This window comes from Vibrio sp. J383 (genome assembly GCF_023503985.1).
Lineage (GTDB): Bacteria > Pseudomonadota > Gammaproteobacteria > Enterobacterales > Vibrionaceae > Vibrio > Vibrio splendidus.
Genome location: NZ_CP097293.1, coordinates 2876889 through 2896067 on the forward strand (window position 1 = coordinate 2876889; position 19179 = coordinate 2896067).

Genomic DNA, 19179 nt, shown 5'->3' on the forward strand with positions numbered 1-19179 from the left:
AAGTGGTCAGCTTTCCTAGAAATTCGTACAATCCCTACCAACATATCGCTTCAAATCACAAAATGATAGATTTTATGACTTCAATTACTAATGCAGAACTGGAATGGAATGAGTCTGGCACGCCAGTTTCAGACCAATTTGACGACGTTTACTTCTCTAATGTTAACGGTTTAGAAGAAACTCGCTACGTCTTTTTAAAACAAAACCACCTTCCAGAGCGTTGGCTTGAACATCAACAACGCCGTTTTGTGATAGCTGAAACTGGTTTTGGTACAGGTTTGAACTTTCTCGCAGTCTGGCAATGGTTCGATGCTTTTATTAAAGATAACCCACAAGCGATGACCAAAGAGTTACATTTCATCAGTTTTGAAAAATATCCTCTCAATAAAGAGGATCTCATCAAAGCGCACCAATCGTGGCCAGAATTAGCGGAGTATGCGACACAACTCCAAGAACACTACCCTATCGCCCTGCCTGAATGTCACCGTATTGTGCTCGGTGATGGTGCGATCACGCTTGATTTGTGGTTTGGTGATATTAAAGATTGTATGCCAAACGTGCCGACCCCGCATGAAGGTTTGGTTGACGCTTGGTTCTTAGATGGCTTTGCGCCAAGTAAGAACCCAGAAATGTGGAATCAAAACCTATTCAACGGCATGGCCAAATTAGCAAAACAAGATTGCAGTTGTGCAACGTTTACTGCTGCCGGTTTTGTTCGCCGCGGTTTAATCGAAGCTGGCTTTGCAATGAAAAAAGTTAAAGGCTTTGGTACTAAGCGGGAAATGATTGCAGGCCGCCTTAACGAAAAGCACGCTCACACCAACATCAAACCTTGGTATGGCCTAGCTCAACACAGTGATTCACAAGATATCGCCATTATCGGTGGTGGTGTTGCCAGCGCTTCGCTTGCAAAAACCTTAAGCCGACGTGGTAAAAACATCACCCTTTATTGTGAACACCAACAAGCTGCGGGCAATGCCTCTGGCAATAATCAAGGTGCGATTTACCCGTTATTGAGTGAAGCGACATCTAATGTTTCAAGAATATTTGGCCCGGGTTTATTGTTTGCCCGCCAATTTATCAATCAAGCAGCGCAATCGGTGAACTTTGATCACAGCTGGTGTGGCGTGAATATCTTGATGTGGGATCAAGGCTCAACTAAAAAGCTCAACCGCATGTTGGAAGGCAATTTCCACACAGACTTGATCCAGCGCTTAACGCCTGAACAAGCGAACGAAAAGATTGGCTTACCGGTCGATAAAGAGAGTGTTTACTTCCCACTGGGTGGGTGGTTAAGCCCTCTTCAGTTGACTCAAGGTTTGATAGGTAAGTTAGAAGAGACCAACCAAGTAAGCGCACACTATCAACATCAAGTAACGCAACTTGAGTGGCTCGAAGCTGAACAACAATGGTTACTGACGATTGAGACACCTCAAGGCGAGATTCAAACCAAGCACGACCAAGTGGTTATTGCTAATGGGCACAAATTTACTCAGTTTGAACAAACTCGACCCGTACCTCTGACGCCAGTTAAAGGGCAAGTGAGTCATATCCCGACCACAGAAAATCTCAGCCAGTTAAAAACGGTATTGTGCTTTGATGGCTACCTGACGCCACAAAACCCAAATAATGGTCACCACTGTATTGGCGCGAATTACGATAAAACCAATATCGACCAAGAATTTGATATTGAGGTGCAACAACATAATGGCGAGCGCTTACACGGGTCGCTACCAGAACAAGCGTGGACCAAAGATGTCGATACCAGTGGCAACTTAGCGCGCCAAGGTATCCGAAGCGTGAGTCGAGATCACCTACCATTCGTCGGTAATGTTGGTGATTTTGAATCCATCAAAGAGCAATATCAGAATTTGCACAACTTTAATCCGCAGCGTGATGCTATCGACAGTATCGAACCTGTTATCAGCTATCCGAACTTGTTCTGCTTTATCGGTTTAGGTTCGCGTGGTTTGAGCTCGACCCCTCTTTTAGCTGAAGTTTTAGCCTCACAAATTTGTGGCGATCCTCTACCTCTTCCGGTTGATGTGCTCGAAGCCATTCATCCAAGTCGAATGTGGATTAGAAGATTACGCAAAGGCAAAGCGTTAACAGAAGGTTGGGTCTCAACAAAACAAACCAGTGCGGAATAGTCGATTCTAGACTAGGTCTAAATATTCAAATAAGTGTTAGGCAGTGTTGATCTTACGAGCTGATTTTTGCAGCGAAAGGTCAACACGCCCTAGTACGACTCAAACAAAAGCCCGAGCATCTCTCAATGCTCAGGCTTTGTTTTTCTAATCTTGTCTACGTCGCTGCTTCTTATTCTAGAGCAGTTCTTTACTTTCCGCTTTTACAGCTTAGCAATCGCGTCTTTTATTTGAGCGGCAATCTCTTCGTTGCTAATTGAACCCGACTCAAAATCAAAGTTATCGTAGAAGCTAGGTACTGAAAGCGATGCTTTAACGTTACCGCCAAAGTATGGCGCTGAGCCTGTTGCTGCGCCAAGTACCGTCTGTGCGCCACCTGGGCCCGGAGATGTCGCTAAGTAAACCGCAGGTTTCTCACCAAATACTGAACGCTCAATGCGTGTCGCCCAGTCAAATAGGTTTTTGTACGCTGCTGGATAATGACCGTTGTGTTCTGCAAAAGAGATAACAAATGCGTCCGCTTCTGCTAAGTCACGCAAGAATGCTTGAGCGCCTTCCGCTTGGCCAATCTCTTTTTCAGTGTCTTCACTGAACATAGGAACGTTGTAATCGTTGATGTTTAGAACTTTGACTTCAGCACCTTCAATCAAGTTAGCTGCGTAAGTTGCTAGAGTTTTGTTGATAGAGGTAGAGCTTGTGCTTGCGCCGAATGCGATAACTTTCATGATGTGACCTTTTCTGTGATTCCGTTAAGTGGGATTAGAATAACGTAGTCAGAAAATGGAACCATCACAAGAAATGAACGGACTCATTCAAAAATTTCGAATGAGTCTCAAATTATTGGTTCGCTCAAAAATGAGGAGGAAGAGTAATGAGCGAATTACGGTAGACGAATAATGCTAGACGAATAAAATTAAGCTTGGTTTTGCAGCTCAACCCAAAGGTCATTAACGATCGTACGATCGGCTGGCGTCAATTCAGAACGCGCGTCTTCTAGGCTCTTCTCAATACGCAATTTAACTTCGGCTACGTCTTCAATGCCGTCTTCTTCACATGAAGCCACTGAAAGAGAAATATGACCACGTAAGTAACCACCAGCAAACAGTTCATCGTCTGATGCGTTTTCAATGCGAGCATCAATTACTTCAAGTAGTTTTTCTTCAAATTCGATAATCATAATATTCTCTTATTTCACAATAAATTGGCTAGTACATAAAGGTGCAACATCATAGAAACTGCGTAATGCTTCAGAGAGCATTTTCACGCGAGGCGGAAGACCAGCTTCAAAGATACCCATGACTTCGCTGTGTACTTTATTCATAAAGGCCAAACGATCTGGCTCAAAATCGCCGTGTAGATTGTCACAGCTGACATTAAAAGGAAAGCCTGCACTGGTCGCAATGATCCATTCATACGCTTGTGGGCGAATTTCTACTTTTTCAAACTCAGCTTGAACCGACTCAGTTCGGCCATCAGGCTCATACCAGTAACCAAAATCTTCCAATAAACGACGCTCAGGACCAGCCACACACCAGTGTGCTATCTCGTGAAGTGCTGACGCGTAAAAGCCGCGAGCAAATACGATACGGTGATGAGAAACCTCCCCATCGGCTGGCAGGTAAATAGGCTCGTCCGCTCCCAGTTCTAGCTTGGTATTAAAGCTCTCGAAAAAGGTTTGATTGAAAATGTCGATGATATCTGGGTATTGGTGTGTCATAAGATCAAATTTAAATAAAAAGAACTGGGGCATTTTGCGTTTTTTTAAGCGCTCGGTAAAGCCCTATCACTGGCAATGACATTAGGTTCATCATAATACTTTACGATGACAATCGATTGCTGATCCCAGATTACACCATTTTGAGGTGAATGATTAGTTTAGCTAATCTGAAATGCCTATTCACGGTACAAATATTCATTCGTCAATCAGCGTTTTTACTACTACACTCGCGCTTCATTTTTATATCCCTATGGCCTATAAGACTCCAATTTATAGACCTAAATTATAGAGCTACAGCAATGCTACTAAGTGTTTTGTATATCATTGGCATCACGGCAGAAGCCATGACCGGCGCTCTCAGTGCTGGCAAACAAAAAATGGATTGGTTTGGTGTAATGTTGGTTGCAAGTGCAACGGCAATTGGCGGCGGTACAGTACGAGATATCTTACTCGGCCATTACCCTTTAGGTTGGGTTGAAAACCCACAATATCTGGCGATCACCTGTATCGCGGGTGTTATCACAACAGGACTGGCTAAATGGGTAATCAAGCTAAAAGGCTTGTTCATTCGTTTAGATGCTCTAGGTCTTATCGTGTTCAGTATCATTGGCACTAAAGTCGCGATGACCATGGGTCTGCACCCAATGATCTGTATGGTGTCTGCCTTGGTAACTGGCGTGTTCGGTGGCCTGTTGCGCGATCTTATCTGCCGTCAAACACCATTGGTTCTGCATGAAGAGCTGTATGCATCTGTCGCACTTGTCGCTTCAGGTTTATACCTAGGTTTGCTTGAGCTTGGCATTAACGACGTAACCGCAACGATTGTTACGCTTGTGGTTGGTTACTTGCTGCGTATGGCGGCCGTACGATTCAAATGGCGCTTGCCTTCATTCCAGCTTGATCCGGAAAGCTCTGTACATTAGATATTTTCAATGACGCAGAATATAAAAAGGGTTGCTTCAGTACGAAGCAACCCTTTTTTTGTATCTATCAAATCAGTTTCAATTCTGTTTTGAATAAAACGAAGCAGAACTAGATTTTTGGCGTTTCTGTTGTCACACCAAAGTTTTGACCACGGTGACGTAGCAAGTGATCAAGCAGCACGATAGCCAGCATCGCTTCAGCAATAGGCACCGCACGGATACCCACACATGGATCGTGACGACCTTTAGTGATTAACTGCGTTGCTTCACCGTCTTTAGTGATCGTGTCACCAGGAACAGTAATGCTTGATGTTGGTTTAAGCGCAATGCTTGCCACAATATCTTGGCCAGTAGAAATACCGCCTAAGATACCGCCAGCATGGTTGCTACTGAAGCCTTCTGGAGTTAATGGATCACGATGTTCGCTACCACGTTGATTAACGACATCAAAGCCATCACCAATCTCAACACCTTTCACCGCATTAATGCTCATTAGAGCGTGAGCAATGTCAGCATCTAAACGATCAAAGATTGGCTCACCAAGACCTACAGGCACTTTAGTCGCAACCACTTGAATCTTCGCACCGATCGAGTTGCCTTCTTTTAGCAAGTCACGAATCAGTTGGTCAAACTCAGGCACTTTGTCGGCGTCTGGACAGAAGAACGCGTTGTTTTCGATCTCATTCCAATCCACTTTATCAATTGAGATATCACCCATTTGAGAAAGGTAAGCTTGGATCTCAACACCAAATTCTTGTTTCAGGTATTTCTTCGCAATTGCACCTGCCGCAACACGCATTGCAGTTTCACGAGCTGAAGAACGACCACCACCACGGTAATCACGCACACCGTACTTTTGATGGTACGTATAGTCAGCGTGTCCAGGGCGGAACTTGTCTTTAATTTCGGAATAGTCTTTAGAGCGTTGGTCTGTATTTTCAATCAATAGACCAATAGAAGTGCCCGTAGTTTGGCCTTCAAATACACCTGATAAGATTTTCACTTCATCCGCTTCACGGCGAGCCGTTGTATAACGAGAAGTACCAGGGCGACGACGATCCAAATCTCTTTGAAGGTCTGCTTCTGTAATTTCTAATCCTGGTGGGCACCCATCTACGATACATCCTAGTGCGATACCGTGACTTTCTCCGAACGTAGTCACGCGGAAATGTTGTCCGATACTGTTTCCTGCCATTACTTCCTCTAAATCAGCCATCACTCAGAAGGTTTGATTCCTAAACCGACTGGCTAATAGCTTTACTTGTCTATTCTTCGTGAATTCATAGTGGCTTTATTACTAAATGATGTAAACCCCAAAAAACGAACAATTTTAACTTTCTATTACATAAGCCGAATGAAATGAATAACAAGGGAAAATGAGTGGCGCTTTAAAGTGGTGATTTTGAATAGTTTCATGGCCAGTTAACAAAGGTTAATGAACTCGGTTTGAATACTCTCTATGTTGTAGCCCAAAATAATAAGGAGAAAAGTGATGATCGAGTGGAGAGTTAAAAAATTTGCGGAGCTGTCTGTTCAAGAGCTCTATGATTTCTTACAGCAAAGAGTTGATATTTTTATCGTGGATATGAACACACCCTATAGTGATCTAGACGGCAAAGATAATCATCCAGAGACCTATCACATCATGGGTTATGAGAACGGACACCTAGTGGCTTACAGTCGAATTATGGCTCAGAAGCTTGGGTATCCAACCGATGTTCTTCCCCTGCTCGATTCAGACGCCAACGATGTTTGTATTGGACGAGTGATTGTCGCAAAGGACTATCGCGGTAAACAGATAGGTAACCAGCTCATGCAAGTGAGTTTTGATACCACTCGGAAGATTTACCCTGATTGCTCAATTTTCATTTCGGCACAAGCTCACCTTAAAGACTATTATGGTAAGTTCGGTTTCGACGTAGTGACCGATCGTTACTTGGAAGATGGATGCAGTATGCTAGGCCTTAGATATACCCCACAGCTCGTTGCCGTTTAGCAAAAACTGAAATACAAAGGCATCTAAAGACACAACATGGTATTGAAATATTAAGTCGTTCTGAAATGCAAAAAACCCGACAGCTCAGGGAGTTATCGGGTTTCTTTAAATAGTGGTACGCCCTGAAGGATTCGAACCTTCGACCACCTCCTTAGAAGGGAGGTGCTCTATCCAGCTGAGCTAAGGGCGCGCTACAGGAAAGGATTATACGAATTCGAATCAGTAAAGCAACGGCTTTATCTAACATTCTGATCCAAGTGAGTAAAAAAAGGGCAATAAGATTATAAGTGTTGGAAAATAGAACAAAGCAAACGTTTGCTTGATGGTAATCAAAAAGATTTTCTGGAATAATGCGCCAAAACATCAGCCACTAACTTGAATATCAATACTAAGGAAATTCATGACTGCTCAAAATATTGATGGAAAGCTAATTTCTCAAACGGTTCGCTCTGAAGTAGCTGCACGTGTAAAAGCTCGTACTCAAGCTGGATTACGTGCCCCGGGCCTAGCGGTTGTTTTAGTGGGTGAAGACCCAGCATCTCAGGTTTACGTTGGCAGTAAACGCAAAGCGTGTGAAGAAGTTGGTTTCGTCTCGAAATCTTTTGATTTACCAGCAACTGCCACCGAACATGAATTGCTAACGCTAGTCGATCAACTCAACGAAGACCCAGAGATTGATGGCATTCTAGTTCAACTGCCTTTGCCTGCTGGTATCGATACTACTCACGTTCTTGAGCGTATCACACCTGAAAAAGACGTTGATGGCTTCCACCCATACAACGTAGGCCGTTTGGCTCAGCGCATGCCTAAGCTGCGCTCTTGCACGCCTAAAGGCATCATCACGCTGCTTGACCGTTACAACATCGATTTACGCGGCAAGCACGCGGTTGTTGTAGGCGCATCAAACATTGTTGGTCGCCCAATGACTCTAGAACTGCTTCTAGCAGGTTGTACGACAACAACATGCCACCGCTTCACCAAAGACCTTGAAGGTCACGTACGTCAAGCAGACGTTGTTGTGGTTGCCGTTGGTAAGCCTAACTTCATTCCTGGTGCTTGGATTAAGAAAGGTGCTGTTGTGGTCGATGTTGGTATCAACCGTTTGGAATCTGGCAAGCTCGTTGGCGACGTTGAATACGATGTGGCTAAAGAGAGCGCAAGCTTCATCACACCAGTACCGGGTGGTGTAGGTCCAATGACAGTGGCGAGCCTAATCGAGAATACAATGATCGCTTGTGAGCAATTTCACTCGAAATAGTCGGCAATGAGATCTTAGGTAGTAATACCGGTGGCATGAATTGCCTCGCCCTAGAGCAAAATTAGAAAGCCGCAGCGTGAAAACGTTGCGGCTTTTTCGATACTGAGCTATTCGTTTTTGATACAAAGCGACTCGCTTTAAATACAGAGCACTCGCTACTTATCTGGAGTATCGATACCTTCAATCTCTTCCGAAGGCGGCAATAAACTAATAACCTGACACTCCGTTGATATGAGTTTTTCCAAGTCAGAACCTTGTGTCACTAAGCGGAAATCACCGTCATTAATCACACCCAATGGAATCGCTTTAGGGTACAGGGCATTAAACTCATTAAGGTCAAACGCCTCGGTCAAACCCGTGCTCTTAATTTGGCTACCTTGAGCCATCAAGGAGTTAAGTTTGGAATAGGTAACCCCTTCTGAAAACAGGCTTCTATTACCATCGCGGCTCACCTGATGCCTTTCATGTTTATTTTCTGATGATTCAAGTTCAAACACCTTATTCTCACCAAACTCATCTTGATAGTGCATACTGACTAATGGGTTGGTTTGACGGTAAGGCGAAACGATCATGGCACGCCCTATCCCGTCCAATTCCAGATTATTTTCAGCATGGTTCGAAGCTGGATTACCGAAATAGACATTCAAGTTGTCCATGCGCGCTAAGCGAATGCTCTCCCAGTTGGTATCAGCAAGCACACTGTTGATGTTGTGTGTCGCCAGCACTTTGGCAAACTGACGTGAAAAATGAGTCGCACCAAAGAAAATAACCCCTTGTGTCTTCTCTTGAGTCACACCCAGCCTTCTCGCCCACCAACTCGCGGTTAGGCTCTGAATCACTACCGTACCAATAATGACCAAGAACACCATTGGCACCAGTAAATCTGCCCCTTCGATTAATTGCTTCTCTTGAAGCTTGATTGCAAACAGAGAAGAAACTGCGGCAGCAACGATCCCACGAGGCGCCATCCAGCTCAAAAACCATTTATCTGCTGAAGTAAGATCCGTGCCGATCCCGCTGATCCACACACTCAGAGGACGAGCCACCAGCATGACGACCGCTAATAAGCCAATACCACCCCAACCTATCGAGAGGAAAGTCCCAGAATCGAGTCGACTCGCCAATAAGATAAACAAGGCGGAAATGAGTAACACGGTTAGGGTCTCTTTGAACTCAATAATGTCTTCGAGATCCAAGCCTTTCACATTGGCGAGCCAGATACCCATGATGGTCACGGTTAATAAACCGGACTCTTCACTCAGATCATTTGAGAAAGAGAACGCCGCCAGCATTAATGTCAGGACCGCCACGTTACGCAAATAGTGTGGAATCCAATGCCCTTGCAGCATCTTGGCAATCAAATAGCCACCGATGATCCCTAAGCCCAAACCAATGGCTAAAGTCAGCCCCAACGCCGACAAAACATGACTTGTAGGATCGACTGAAGAGACAATGTATTCGTAAACGAGAACGGCAAACAGAGCGCCAATCGGGTCAATCACTATCCCTTCCCAGCGCAAGATACTGCCTAACGAAGATTTGGGTTGAATGCTGCGCAGCATGGGAACAATCACTGTTGGGCCAGTCACCACGACTAATGCAGCAAACAGCGCCGCCAATGGCCAACTGAAATCGACAAAATAATAAGCCCCCACCACGATGCACGCCCACGTAATCAACATGCCGAAACTCACTAAGTGAGTCACCATGCGGCCATGGCCTCTGATTTCTTTGAAATTAAGAGTCAATGCACCTTCAAACAGAATGATGGCGACCCCTAATGAAATCAACGGGAACAGTACATCACCAAAAATGGCATCAGGATTAAGGATCTTTAGACCGGGGCCTAATAGCAGGCCAACGATAAGCAAAGGAAGAATAGCGGGAAGACGCAAACGCCAACCAAGTAGCTGGCAAGCTAGGGACAAGAGTCCAATTAACGCCAAAGAAGAAGTGATCGACAAATCCATTTGTGCCCCTAAACATTTGTACCACACCCTGTGGTACAAACTTATTCACTGAAATAAGAAAGCCTACGTTCTTACACTATAGGCTCTCTTTATCATACTAAGCGAATATTATTGTGGTTAATCAGTCACTTTACTATAGGGAGAGCAAAGCCACGATTAGCTAACTGGGTGGTTATGGCCCAGTTAGAAAGTGCTTATAAGTCACCAATGATTACTTATAGAGAAAGCACCACGCCCGCAATCGCTGCGCTCATTAGGTTGGCAAGCACACCCGCACAAATTGCTTTAAAGCCGTATTGTGAGATGAAAGAACGACGCTCTGGAACTAAGCTGCCCAAACCGCCAATCAGAATTGCCATCGTAGAGATGTTTGCAAAACCACATAGCGCGAAAGTAACGATCGCTTTTGAGTGCTCACTCAGTGCGTCTTTTACGTCCATTAACTGGATGAAAGCCACAAACTCGTTCACAACGATCTTGTTACCGATCAGCGAACCTGCAACCACAGCCTCAGACCACGGCACACCGATCAACCATGCAACGGGTGCGAATACATAACCTAGGATAAGTTCGAAGCTTAGGTTTACGCCAAACCAACCACCAACAATACCTAGTAAGCCATTCAGCATTGCAATCACACTGATAAAGGCCAGAAGTGTCGCACCCACTGCAACGGCAATACGAAGTCCAGACATAGCCCCATCAGCCATAGCCTCAACGACGTTTGTTGCTCGAGGAATTTCAACATCAGACTCAATATTTTCTTGAGCCTCATCTGCATTACCTGGTACCAAGATCTTGGCCATCAATAGACCAGCAGGAGCAGACATGAATGCCGCAGCGATCAGGTAGTTCAAATCAACACCCAGCGATGCATAACCCACTAACGTGCCACCAGCTACAGACGCCAAACCACACACCATCACGGCAAACAGTTGTGAATCCGTCATGTGCTTCAAGTAAGGCTTAACCACCAATGGCGCTTCAATCATGCCAACAAAGATGTTCGCCGTTGCAGATAGAGACTCCGCACGACCTGTACCTAAAAACTTTTGCAAAGCACCACCGATAAGGTTGATCACCTTTGGCATAAAGCCGATGTGGTACAAACCTGAAATCAGTGCAGAGAAAAAGATAATGATGCCGAGAACGTTAATAGCGAATACAAATCCGTTATTCGTTAGGCCACCAAATAGGAAGTTAATCCCCTCTTGACCGTAGTTGATCAAGCTAGACACTGCACCAGTGGCTGCATTCAGCACTTCTTTACCCATTGGCACATACAGAACCAGTAGGGCGAATGAGATTTGCAGTAAGAAAGCCAAAGAGACGGTTCTTAGCGGGATATTTTTTCTGTCCGTAGATAGTAACCAAGCGGTTACTAAAATAGTGATAATTCCAAGTAGGGAAGCCATGTGCGTCAACCTAAAAGTTGTAGGTAGGAAAGGCGACGCATTCTATAGAGGAAATCGTTTGCGGCAAGTTGAGGTTGTTAATGTGATGTTGGTTGAATCACTCTTCAATAGCGATTTTCACTAAGCCATTGAATTTTAATAATTAACTTTGATTAAAAAACAAACTTTTTCCATATGGAAATTATATTTATAGATTGGGAAACAGTTAGCGGTGCAGTTCAACGCAGGTTTTGAGGTTTTTGTCCCAATAAGTCGGCGATCCGATATGATCTTTGATGAACTCAATCACTGCTGAAAGCTTCTTCGGCATGTTCTTTCTACTCGGATACACGGCATAGAATGGCATCAGCTGACTCGCTCGCCATTCCGGTAAAACTTGGATGAGCTTGCCCGTTCTAAACTCTTCTTTGACTAAGTAAGTCGCTAGGTAAGCAACGCCCCAACCTGATACTGCCGCGTCTCGTACCGCTTCAGCCAAATCCACCGAGTAATCGCCCGCCACTTTAACACTGAGATTTTCTTGGCCGTTATCAAATGCCCATGACGTGTAATCACGTTCACGGCTGCGGTAGATAAGGCAGTTATGGTCAATCAGATCAGATGGCGCGTGTGGAGTCCCTGCCTTAATCAGATAATCCGGTGATGCGGCTACCACAAACTGGCTATCTGCTAAACGCTGCGCAATGTAACCTTCAGGCAAGTCTTCATTGTTAGTGATCCAGAGATCCAAGCGCTCCTCAATCATGTCCACTTTGTAATCGAACAAATGCACTTCAATTCTCAGCTGAGGGTAAAGCTGTCTAAGCTGGTCAATCGCTGGAATGATATGCAGTGTGCCAAATGACTGAGACAAGCCTATACGGAATATTCCAGAAATGTCGTCACGCTGGCTATCCATGTCCATTTGAGCCGCTTTCACCGTATTGAACAGCTGCTCACAATGCTGATAGAACACTTCTCCAGCTTCGGTTAACGTAAGGCTGCGTGTGGTTCTTTGCACTAACTTGATACCTATCGAATCCTCGAGCAAAGCAATTTGTTTACTGATGTGAGATACCGACACATTCAAGCTTTTTGCTGCACTGGTAAAGCCTTCATGCTTGATTAACGCATGGAATATCACCATCTGTGCGGCTCTATCTGTTAGCACAAAACCACCTTCTTAAATCTCTGAAATATAAAATAAAAAGGACTCCGAAGAGTCCTTTAATCTGTTCTGCCTATAGTAGGCTAAATGCTATTCAAAGCGACCTAGTTCTATTAATCAGATTGAGTCTATTAATCAAATTAGGTCGATTAATCAAACTTAATTCTATCGGCTAGGTGGCTGACAGCCAAAGCAAAGTAGTAAGAACGATTCCACTTCATTAACACATTGTAGTTGTTGTAAATGAGGTACGAACGACCCGTTTCATCGTCCGGCATTATCAACCAAGCTTTGATGTCTTCATCAAGTGTAGGCAGTGGGCGATCGTCATAACGCTTAATACCGAGTTCAGACCACTCTTTTAGGTATTTCGCTTTGTCTTCGTCTCGACCTTGCATCTCAATAGACACGGTTGATGGAACGTGAACCTGACGCCCCCAAGTATATTTGTCATCCCAACCCGATTGGCTGAGATAATTAGCCGCCGAAGCAAACACGTCTTCTTCGGTACCCCAAATATCTTTCTTGCCATCACCACTGCCATCAGCGGCGTAAGCTAAGAATGAGCTTGGCATAAACTGAGGTTGCCCCATCGCGCCAGCCCAAGAGCCTTTCATCTCTTTTGGTGCAATATGGCCTTGATCAAGTATCTTCAATGCCGCCATCGCTTCGCTACGGAAAAAGGCTTCTCTGCGACCTTCATAAGCCATGGTTGTTAGAGCATCGATAACACTGTAATTCCCCGTGAACTTACCAAAATTACTCTCTACACCCCACAGAGCGACAATGAATCTTGGTTGAACACCATATTCATCACCAATACGCTTTAACGCTGTGTAGTGTTTCTTATAGAGTGATCTCGCCTGCTTCACTTTCCAGTCAGGAACCGCACGTGGAATGTATTCATCCAGAGTCAGTTTCTTTTCAGGTTGGTTTTTGTCAGCTTTTACCGCTCTTGGCTTAAACGTCACACCATCAAAAGCTTCATCAATGATCGCTTCCGAAATACCTTCTTCACGACCTTGTTGCTTTAGTTTTTCAACATATTGCTCAAAGCTAAGCTCTTCAGCTTGAACTGAGCCAATGGTCAGGCTATTACCCAATAGTAATGCCGACACAGCCAATATGGTTTTCGAAAATTTACTCAACGATCACTCCTCCTTGAATTGAGGTGGCTATCACTCTTCGTCTTGACCTTTATTTTGAGCTTTACGCTCTTTATGAAGCTCAAGCTCGTTAACTGGTGGTGGCGGAACCTGCAAAAAGAAACCATCGGTGTTCAGTGATTCTCTCACTTTATCGATGTTCACTTGAGCCAGTTTACGACCGTCCATTTTAATTACCATTACAAAACTAGGTTTACCAAACATTTGCATCAATGCGTCAGGAACTTGTGAAAAATCATCCTTCTTAGGGATATAAAGGTATGTTCCTTCTTTCTTTGAACTTTTATATATAGAACACAGCATGACAAACCTTTTTTAAATGTTTATGACTACAAAACTCTCACTTGCGAGATCAATAGTTTATGTTAGGGAAATATTGGGAACAAAACGTTCATTTGACAACAAGATTACTTGCTGTGCTTGGTTTGGGAATATAACATGATAAACCTAGTTTCAGGCAATGCCCTTTATTTTATTGATAAAGAAATTGTACCAATCCGCTATTGAGGTCCTGTAGTTTTTCGATGTCTAGTAACCCAGATCTAAAAGGTAGCAGTTTCACGCTATCTGTTTTGCACTTATCCGATGATCAAGTCGAAAATGCAGTGTCTTTTCTTCAAGAGAAGGTAGACCAGGCACCCACTTTTTTCGCAGCTGCGCCGGTTGTTATCAACATTAGCAAAGTCGCGGGCGATATAGATTTCGTGCAACTGAAAAGTGGTATATCTCAAGCGGGCATGATCCCGGTTGGTGTGGCTGGCTGTTCAGATAAACGGATGCAAAACCTAGCCAGAGATGCAGGTTTTGCCGTGATGACAGCAAGTAAATCTCCTTCTCAAGCTCCGGCGAAGATGGCCCCGATAAAGGTGGTGAGAACCCCGATACGTTCTGGTCAGCAAGTGTATGCCAAAGACGGTGATTTGCTGATTCTTAGCCACGTAAGCGCGGGCGCAGAAGTGATTGCCGATGGCAGCATCCATATTCATGGCACGCTACGCGGTCGTGCAATTGCTGGTGCAAGTGGTCAAACTGAAGCAAAAATAATTTGTAATGATTTACAAGCCGAGCTGGTTTCCATTGCAGGAAATTACTGGCTCAGCGATCAAATTGAAAGCGAGTACTGGCAGAAGAAAACCATGTTCAGTATGGCAAACGATGTATTACACGTTGATGTCCTCGCAATATAAGAGAAATAAAAGGAAAACAGAATGGCACGCATTATCGTTGTAACGTCGGGTAAAGGCGGGGTAGGCAAAACGACCTCCAGTGCAGCTATTGCCTCGGGTCTGGCTTTAAAAGGGAAGAAAACCGCAGTCATCGACTTTGATATTGGTCTGCGTAACCTAGATTTAATCATGGGTTGTGAGCGTCGTGTTGTGTACGACTTCGTTAATGTTATCAATGGTGAAGCGACGCTGAACCAAGCGATGATCAAAGACAAGCGTACAGAGAACCTGTTCATTCTTCCTGCTTCTCAAACTCGTGATAAAGACGCACTAACAAAAGATGGCGTTCGTCGTGTGTTTGATGAATTGGATGAAATGGGCTTTGATTTCATCATCTGTGATTCTCCTGCGGGTATCGAGCAAGGCGCTCTGATGGCGTTGTATTTCGCTGATGAAGCGATTGTGACGACTAACCCTGAAGTCTCTTCTGTACGCGACTCAGACCGTATTCTAGGTATTCTTGACTCTAAATCTCGTCGTTCAGAAGACGGCTTAGAGCCAGTGAAAACACACCTTCTACTGACTCGCTACAATCCAGCACGCGTAACTCAAGGTGAGATGCTCAGTGTGGAAGATGTTGAAGAAATCCTGCACATCTCTCTACTGGGCGTGATTCCAGAGAGCCAGGCAGTACTGAACGCATCGAACAAGGGTGTGCCAGTTATCTTTGACGAAGCAACCGACGCAGGTATGGCTTACAATGATACTGTAGAGCGACTACTGGGTAGCCAAGTGGACTTCCGTTTCTTAACGGAACAGAAGAAAGGCATCTTCAAAAGACTGTTCGGGGGCTAATACGCAATGTCATTATTAGAGTTTTTTAGACCACAGAAAAAGACAACCGCAAACCTAGCCAAAGAGCGTTTGCAGATCATTGTTGCTGAGCGACGCAGCCATGACGACCCTGCACCATCATACTTACCGCAACTGAAAGAAGACATCTTGAAGTGTATTGCGAAGTATGTGGAAGTCGATCCATCAATGGTTGATCTGACTTTCGAACACAAAGATGACGACATCTCCGTATTAGAGCTGAACGTTAAGCTTCCAGAAGAAGATCGATAACTAGAGCCTGAGCTGTGCTTATCAATATTCAATAAAAAAGAGAGCCTAGGCTCTCTTTTTTGTGTCTGAAACTTTTATCTCTAAAGCATTCGTTGCTTACTGCAGATATAGATATACAGTTACTTGATTGCTTTGTTTAACTTCTCGCCAACCACGTCTAAGCGCCAACCTTGCATTACATCAGGCAGCTTCTCTGGGTTACGATCGTACTTCCAAATCCAGCTTAACACTTGGTTAAGTTGCTTCTTCGATGCCAAAAACTCAGTCGCTAAGCCACTGTGCTGTGATGCTGTTTTCACTTCGTCTTTCAACACTTTGAAGAGTTGCTTGTAACCTGGGTAGTCCATTAGACGTTCTACTGGCGCTGGGTACTCTTCTTCTGGCGTATGCTCAGCCAATTTCACGATTGAGCTGATCTTCGCACCATGGCGACGTACAGAGCGGTAATCAAAACCTTCTTGCTCCATATGTTTAGGATCTTTCATCGCGAAACGCGCTACTGCCCATAAGTCTTGTTCTTTAAAGACAAAGTTCAACGCTAAATCACGCTTAATCGCTTCTTTTAAACGCCAAGTTGCTAGCGGTCTTAAAATAGCTAGCTGTTGAGGTTTTAGCTGCCACGCGCCTTTAATATCAAGGTAAGCGTTGTCTGGATTTGCTTTACGGATGCGCTTAGCCACTTGTAAATCAGACTCTTGTTGCGCCGCTTCCCACCAGCCAGCTTCCATCACTTTTTCGAGAAGCTTGTTGTACATTGGCATCAAGTAGTGAACGTCTGCCGCTGCATAGTCGAGTTGCTTTTGAGAAAGCGGACGCGCTAGCCAGTCGGTGCGAGATTCACTCTTATCTAGGTCAACACCTACAAACTCAGAAACTAGAGCCGCAAAGCCAGTTGAAAGACCATGACCTAAGAAGGCTGCCATGATCTGCGTATCAACCATTGGTGTTGGCGTACAGCCAAATGCATTCTGGAATACTTCTAGATCTTCGCCACACGCGTGCAACACTTTCAGTACTGACGTGTCTTTCAACAGCCCAACAAACGGGGTCATTTCATCAAGAGCAATAGGATCAATCAGTGACAGCGTTTCACCATCAAATAACTGAATTAAGCCTAATTGAGGGTAATAGGTTCTTGTACGAACGAACTCTGTATCAAGCATAACAACATCGGCTTCACGTGCTTGTTGGCAAACTCGCTCAAGGTCTTTTACTTGGGTAATGATTTGATAATCCACAAAAACTCTCACTGATTTTACTTTGATCGCCGGATACAAAAATGCCGACATTAACTGTCGGCATTCTAACACCATTTTTCAGCGCTCGCTTAGATTAAGCGCTGCTATGGCTTATGGTGCATCATCTTCTCGTAAATGAGCTCGTTACTCGCTTGCGCGTTTAGCAAGCTCTGCGTCGTTTTCTTCACGAAGCACTCGGCGCAAGATTTTGCCTACATTGGTTTTTGGTAGTTCTTCACGGAACTCAATCAATTTAGGGATCTTGTAGCCAGTTAGGTGTTCACGACAGTGCGCGATAATGTCTTCTTTGGTTAGGCTAGGATCACGTTTTACAACGTAAATCTTAACCAGCTCACCAGACACCTCATGAGGTTGGCCGATAGCCGCAACTTCTAACACTTTGCCATGCAGAGCCACTACGTCTTCAATCTCGTTCGGGTAAACGTTGAAGCCCGACACTAGAATCATGTCTTTCTTACGGTCTACGATGTACAACAAGCCTTCGTCATCAAACTTAACGATATCACCAGTCGATAACCAACCGTCTTGGTCGATCACTTCTTTGGTCGCTTCTGGACGTTGCCAGTAGCCTTGCATCACTTGAGGACCACGAACCTGCAATTCACCCACTTGGTCATTGCCAACCACTTTACCTTCATCATCAACAATACGAACTTCTGTCGATGGTACTGGTAGGCCGATTGCACCTGTGTAATCTTTCAGATCATATGGGTTACCCGTGACCAAAGGAGCACACTCGGTTAAACCATAGCCTTCCAGTAGGTGGACACCTGTCGCTTTCTTCCATTGCTCAGCAACAGCGCGTTGAACCGCCATACCACCGCCAACAGATAAACGCATATTACTGAAATCCAACTCGTGGAAATCTTCGTTATTGACTAGAGCATTGAACAAGGTGTTTACGCCAGTAATCGCGGTAAACGGAACCTTTTGCAGCTCTTTAATAAAGCCAGGAATGTCACGAGGGTTAGTAATCAGAAGGTTACGGCCACCCATCTCAACAAACAATAAGCAGTTCACGGTAAGAGCAAATACATGGTAAAGCGGCAATGCCGTTACCACCAATTCACGGCCTTCTTGCAGAACAGGGCTATATGCCCCTTTCGCTTGCAGTACGTTCGCAATCATATTGCGGTGCGTTAGGATTGCGCCTTTCGCTACGCCCGTTGTGCCACCCGTGTACTGTAGGAATGCGATGTCATCGCCAGCCATAAATGGCTTCACATACTGTAGGCGACGGCCTTTATGCAGTGCTTTTCGAAATGAGATAGCACCCGGCAGATCGTACTTAGGCACCATGCCTTTTACGTATTTCACTACGAAGTCGACAATCGTACCTTTTGCTCTTGGCAGCATTTGCCCAAGGCTGGTTAGTACAACGTGTTTAACCGGTGTTTTATCAACGACTTTTTCTAGCGTGCTCGCAAAGTTAGAAACGATAACAATCGCCTTTGCGCCAGAGTCATTCAATTGATGTTCAAGTTCACGAGGCGTGTACAGTGGGTTGACGTTCACTGCAATCATACCTGCACGCAGTACACCAAAGAGTGCAATTGGGTATTGCAGCAGGTTTGGCATCATCAGCGCGACACGATCGCCTTTCTTCAGTTTTAGATCATTCTGCAGGTAAGCAGCAAAAGCACGACTGCGCTCTTCAAGCTTACGGAATGTCATGATAGACCCCATGTTCTCGAATGCTGGTTGGTCTGCGTACTTCTGTACTGACTGTTCGAACATTTCAATAAGAGATGGGTACTGATCTGGGTTGATCGTCTCTGGTACGTCACTTGGATAACGTGAAAGCCAAGGTTTGTCCACTATGTTACTCCTCGTTTATCAGCTGACGACTGCTTCGCCGCTTTTTATCATTGCGGTATTACAGCACAGCTT

At 44.7% G+C, this 19179-nt stretch carries 18 protein-coding genes and 1 tRNA gene; 7 read left to right on the forward strand and 12 right to left on the reverse strand.

The window, feature by feature from the left end; genetic code table 11:
* Positions 1-2: 2 nt before the first annotated feature.
* Positions 3-2150: a bifunctional tRNA (5-methylaminomethyl-2-thiouridine)(34)-methyltransferase MnmC2/FAD-dependent 5-carboxymethylaminomethyl-2-thiouridine(34) oxidoreductase MnmC1 gene (gene mnmC, locus M4S28_RS12875; RefSeq protein ID WP_249631921.1), complete on the forward strand. Its 2148-nt coding sequence runs from the start codon at positions 3-5 to the stop codon at positions 2148-2150.
* 200 nt (positions 2151-2350) lie between these two features.
* Here mnmC and M4S28_RS12880 read toward each other — a convergent pair whose 3' ends face one another.
* The 3 genes from M4S28_RS12880 to M4S28_RS12890 all read right to left on the reverse strand — a co-directional run bounded on the left by M4S28_RS12880 (position 2351) and on the right by M4S28_RS12890 (position 3864).
* Positions 2351-2872, reverse strand: a complete 522-nt coding sequence (locus tag M4S28_RS12880) for an NADPH-dependent FMN reductase (protein WP_017111158.1) — start codon at positions 2870-2872, stop codon at positions 2351-2353.
* A gap of 188 nt (positions 2873-3060) precedes the next feature.
* Entirely contained in the window at positions 3061-3324 is a 264-nt protein-coding gene (locus tag M4S28_RS12885) for a YfcL family protein (protein ID WP_004734185.1), read from the reverse strand.
* A gap of 9 nt (positions 3325-3333) precedes the next feature.
* Complete coding sequence (locus M4S28_RS12890; protein ID WP_017079495.1) at positions 3334-3864, reverse strand: elongation factor P hydroxylase; 531 nt, start codon at positions 3862-3864, stop codon at positions 3334-3336.
* 299 nt (positions 3865-4163) lie between these two features.
* Between M4S28_RS12890 and M4S28_RS12895 the strand changes: the two genes are divergently transcribed.
* Complete coding sequence (locus M4S28_RS12895) at positions 4164-4787, forward strand: trimeric intracellular cation channel family protein (RefSeq protein WP_004734183.1); 624 nt, start codon at positions 4164-4166, stop codon at positions 4785-4787.
* 109 nt (positions 4788-4896) lie between these two features.
* Here M4S28_RS12895 and aroC read toward each other — a convergent pair whose 3' ends face one another.
* Positions 4897-5982: a chorismate synthase gene (gene aroC, locus M4S28_RS12900; RefSeq protein WP_004734182.1), complete on the reverse strand. Its 1086-nt coding sequence runs from the start codon at positions 5980-5982 to the stop codon at positions 4897-4899.
* Positions 5983-6279: 297 nt separating this feature from the next.
* Here aroC and M4S28_RS12905 point away from each other — a divergent pair, with 297 nt between their 5' ends.
* Positions 6280-6783 (forward strand): GNAT family N-acetyltransferase, encoded by a 504-nt coding sequence (locus tag M4S28_RS12905; RefSeq protein ID WP_249631922.1) that lies wholly within the window; start codon positions 6280-6282, stop codon positions 6781-6783.
* A 113-nt stretch (positions 6784-6896) separates the two neighbouring features.
* On the opposite strand, the gene M4S28_RS12910 is transcribed toward M4S28_RS12905, so the two are convergent.
* Positions 6897-6973, reverse strand: a tRNA-Arg gene (locus M4S28_RS12910).
* A gap of 210 nt (positions 6974-7183) precedes the next feature.
* Between M4S28_RS12910 and folD the strand changes: the two genes are divergently transcribed.
* Positions 7184-8041 (forward strand): bifunctional methylenetetrahydrofolate dehydrogenase/methenyltetrahydrofolate cyclohydrolase FolD, encoded by an 858-nt coding sequence (gene folD, locus M4S28_RS12915; RefSeq protein ID WP_004734180.1) that lies wholly within the window; start codon positions 7184-7186, stop codon positions 8039-8041.
* 155 nt (positions 8042-8196) lie between these two features.
* Here folD and M4S28_RS12920 read toward each other — a convergent pair whose 3' ends face one another.
* The 5 genes from M4S28_RS12920 to M4S28_RS12940 form a co-directional block, all read right to left on the reverse strand.
* Positions 8197-10011, reverse strand: coding sequence for a cation:proton antiporter (locus M4S28_RS12920; protein ID WP_249631923.1), 1815 nt, complete (start codon positions 10009-10011; stop codon positions 8197-8199).
* 215 nt (positions 10012-10226) lie between these two features.
* The gene (locus M4S28_RS12925) at positions 10227-11426 is read right to left on the reverse strand and encodes a NupC/NupG family nucleoside CNT transporter (protein WP_102445067.1); all 1200 of its coding nucleotides are present in this window, start codon (positions 11424-11426) and stop codon (positions 10227-10229) included.
* 205 nt (positions 11427-11631) lie between these two features.
* A complete protein-coding gene (locus M4S28_RS12930; RefSeq protein ID WP_249632736.1) occupies positions 11632-12552 on the reverse strand; it encodes a LysR family transcriptional regulator in 921 nt (306 codons plus the stop codon).
* 170 nt (positions 12553-12722) lie between these two features.
* Entirely contained in the window at positions 12723-13721 is a 999-nt protein-coding gene (locus M4S28_RS12935; RefSeq protein WP_017079489.1) for a lytic murein transglycosylase, read from the reverse strand.
* A 30-nt stretch (positions 13722-13751) separates the two neighbouring features.
* The gene (locus M4S28_RS12940) at positions 13752-14042 is read right to left on the reverse strand and encodes a YcgL domain-containing protein (RefSeq protein ID WP_017079488.1); all 291 of its coding nucleotides are present in this window, start codon (positions 14040-14042) and stop codon (positions 13752-13754) included.
* 221 nt (positions 14043-14263) lie between these two features.
* Between M4S28_RS12940 and minC the strand changes: the two genes are divergently transcribed.
* The 3 genes from minC to minE are packed head-to-tail and all read left to right on the forward strand — an operon-like array spanning position 14264 to position 16030.
* Entirely contained in the window at positions 14264-14926 is a 663-nt protein-coding gene (gene minC, locus M4S28_RS12945) for a septum site-determining protein MinC (RefSeq protein WP_017079487.1), read from the forward strand.
* A gap of 21 nt (positions 14927-14947) precedes the next feature.
* Entirely contained in the window at positions 14948-15760 is an 813-nt protein-coding gene (gene minD, locus M4S28_RS12950) for a septum site-determining protein MinD (protein WP_009848498.1), read from the forward strand.
* Between the two features lie 6 nt (positions 15761-15766).
* Positions 15767-16030: a cell division topological specificity factor MinE gene (gene minE / locus M4S28_RS12955; protein WP_010436847.1), complete on the forward strand. Its 264-nt coding sequence runs from the start codon at positions 15767-15769 to the stop codon at positions 16028-16030.
* A 119-nt stretch (positions 16031-16149) separates the two neighbouring features.
* Here the strand turns inward: minE and rnd are convergent, their stop codons facing one another.
* Both rnd and fadD read right to left on the reverse strand, forming a co-directional pair.
* The gene (rnd, locus tag M4S28_RS12960; RefSeq protein ID WP_032500282.1) at positions 16150-17268 is read right to left on the reverse strand and encodes a ribonuclease D; all 1119 of its coding nucleotides are present in this window, start codon (positions 17266-17268) and stop codon (positions 16150-16152) included.
* Between the two features lie 144 nt (positions 17269-17412).
* Positions 17413-19107, reverse strand: coding sequence for a long-chain-fatty-acid--CoA ligase FadD (fadD, locus tag M4S28_RS12965; protein WP_004734190.1), 1695 nt, complete (start codon positions 19105-19107; stop codon positions 17413-17415).
* Between the last annotated feature and the right edge of the window lie 72 nt (positions 19108-19179).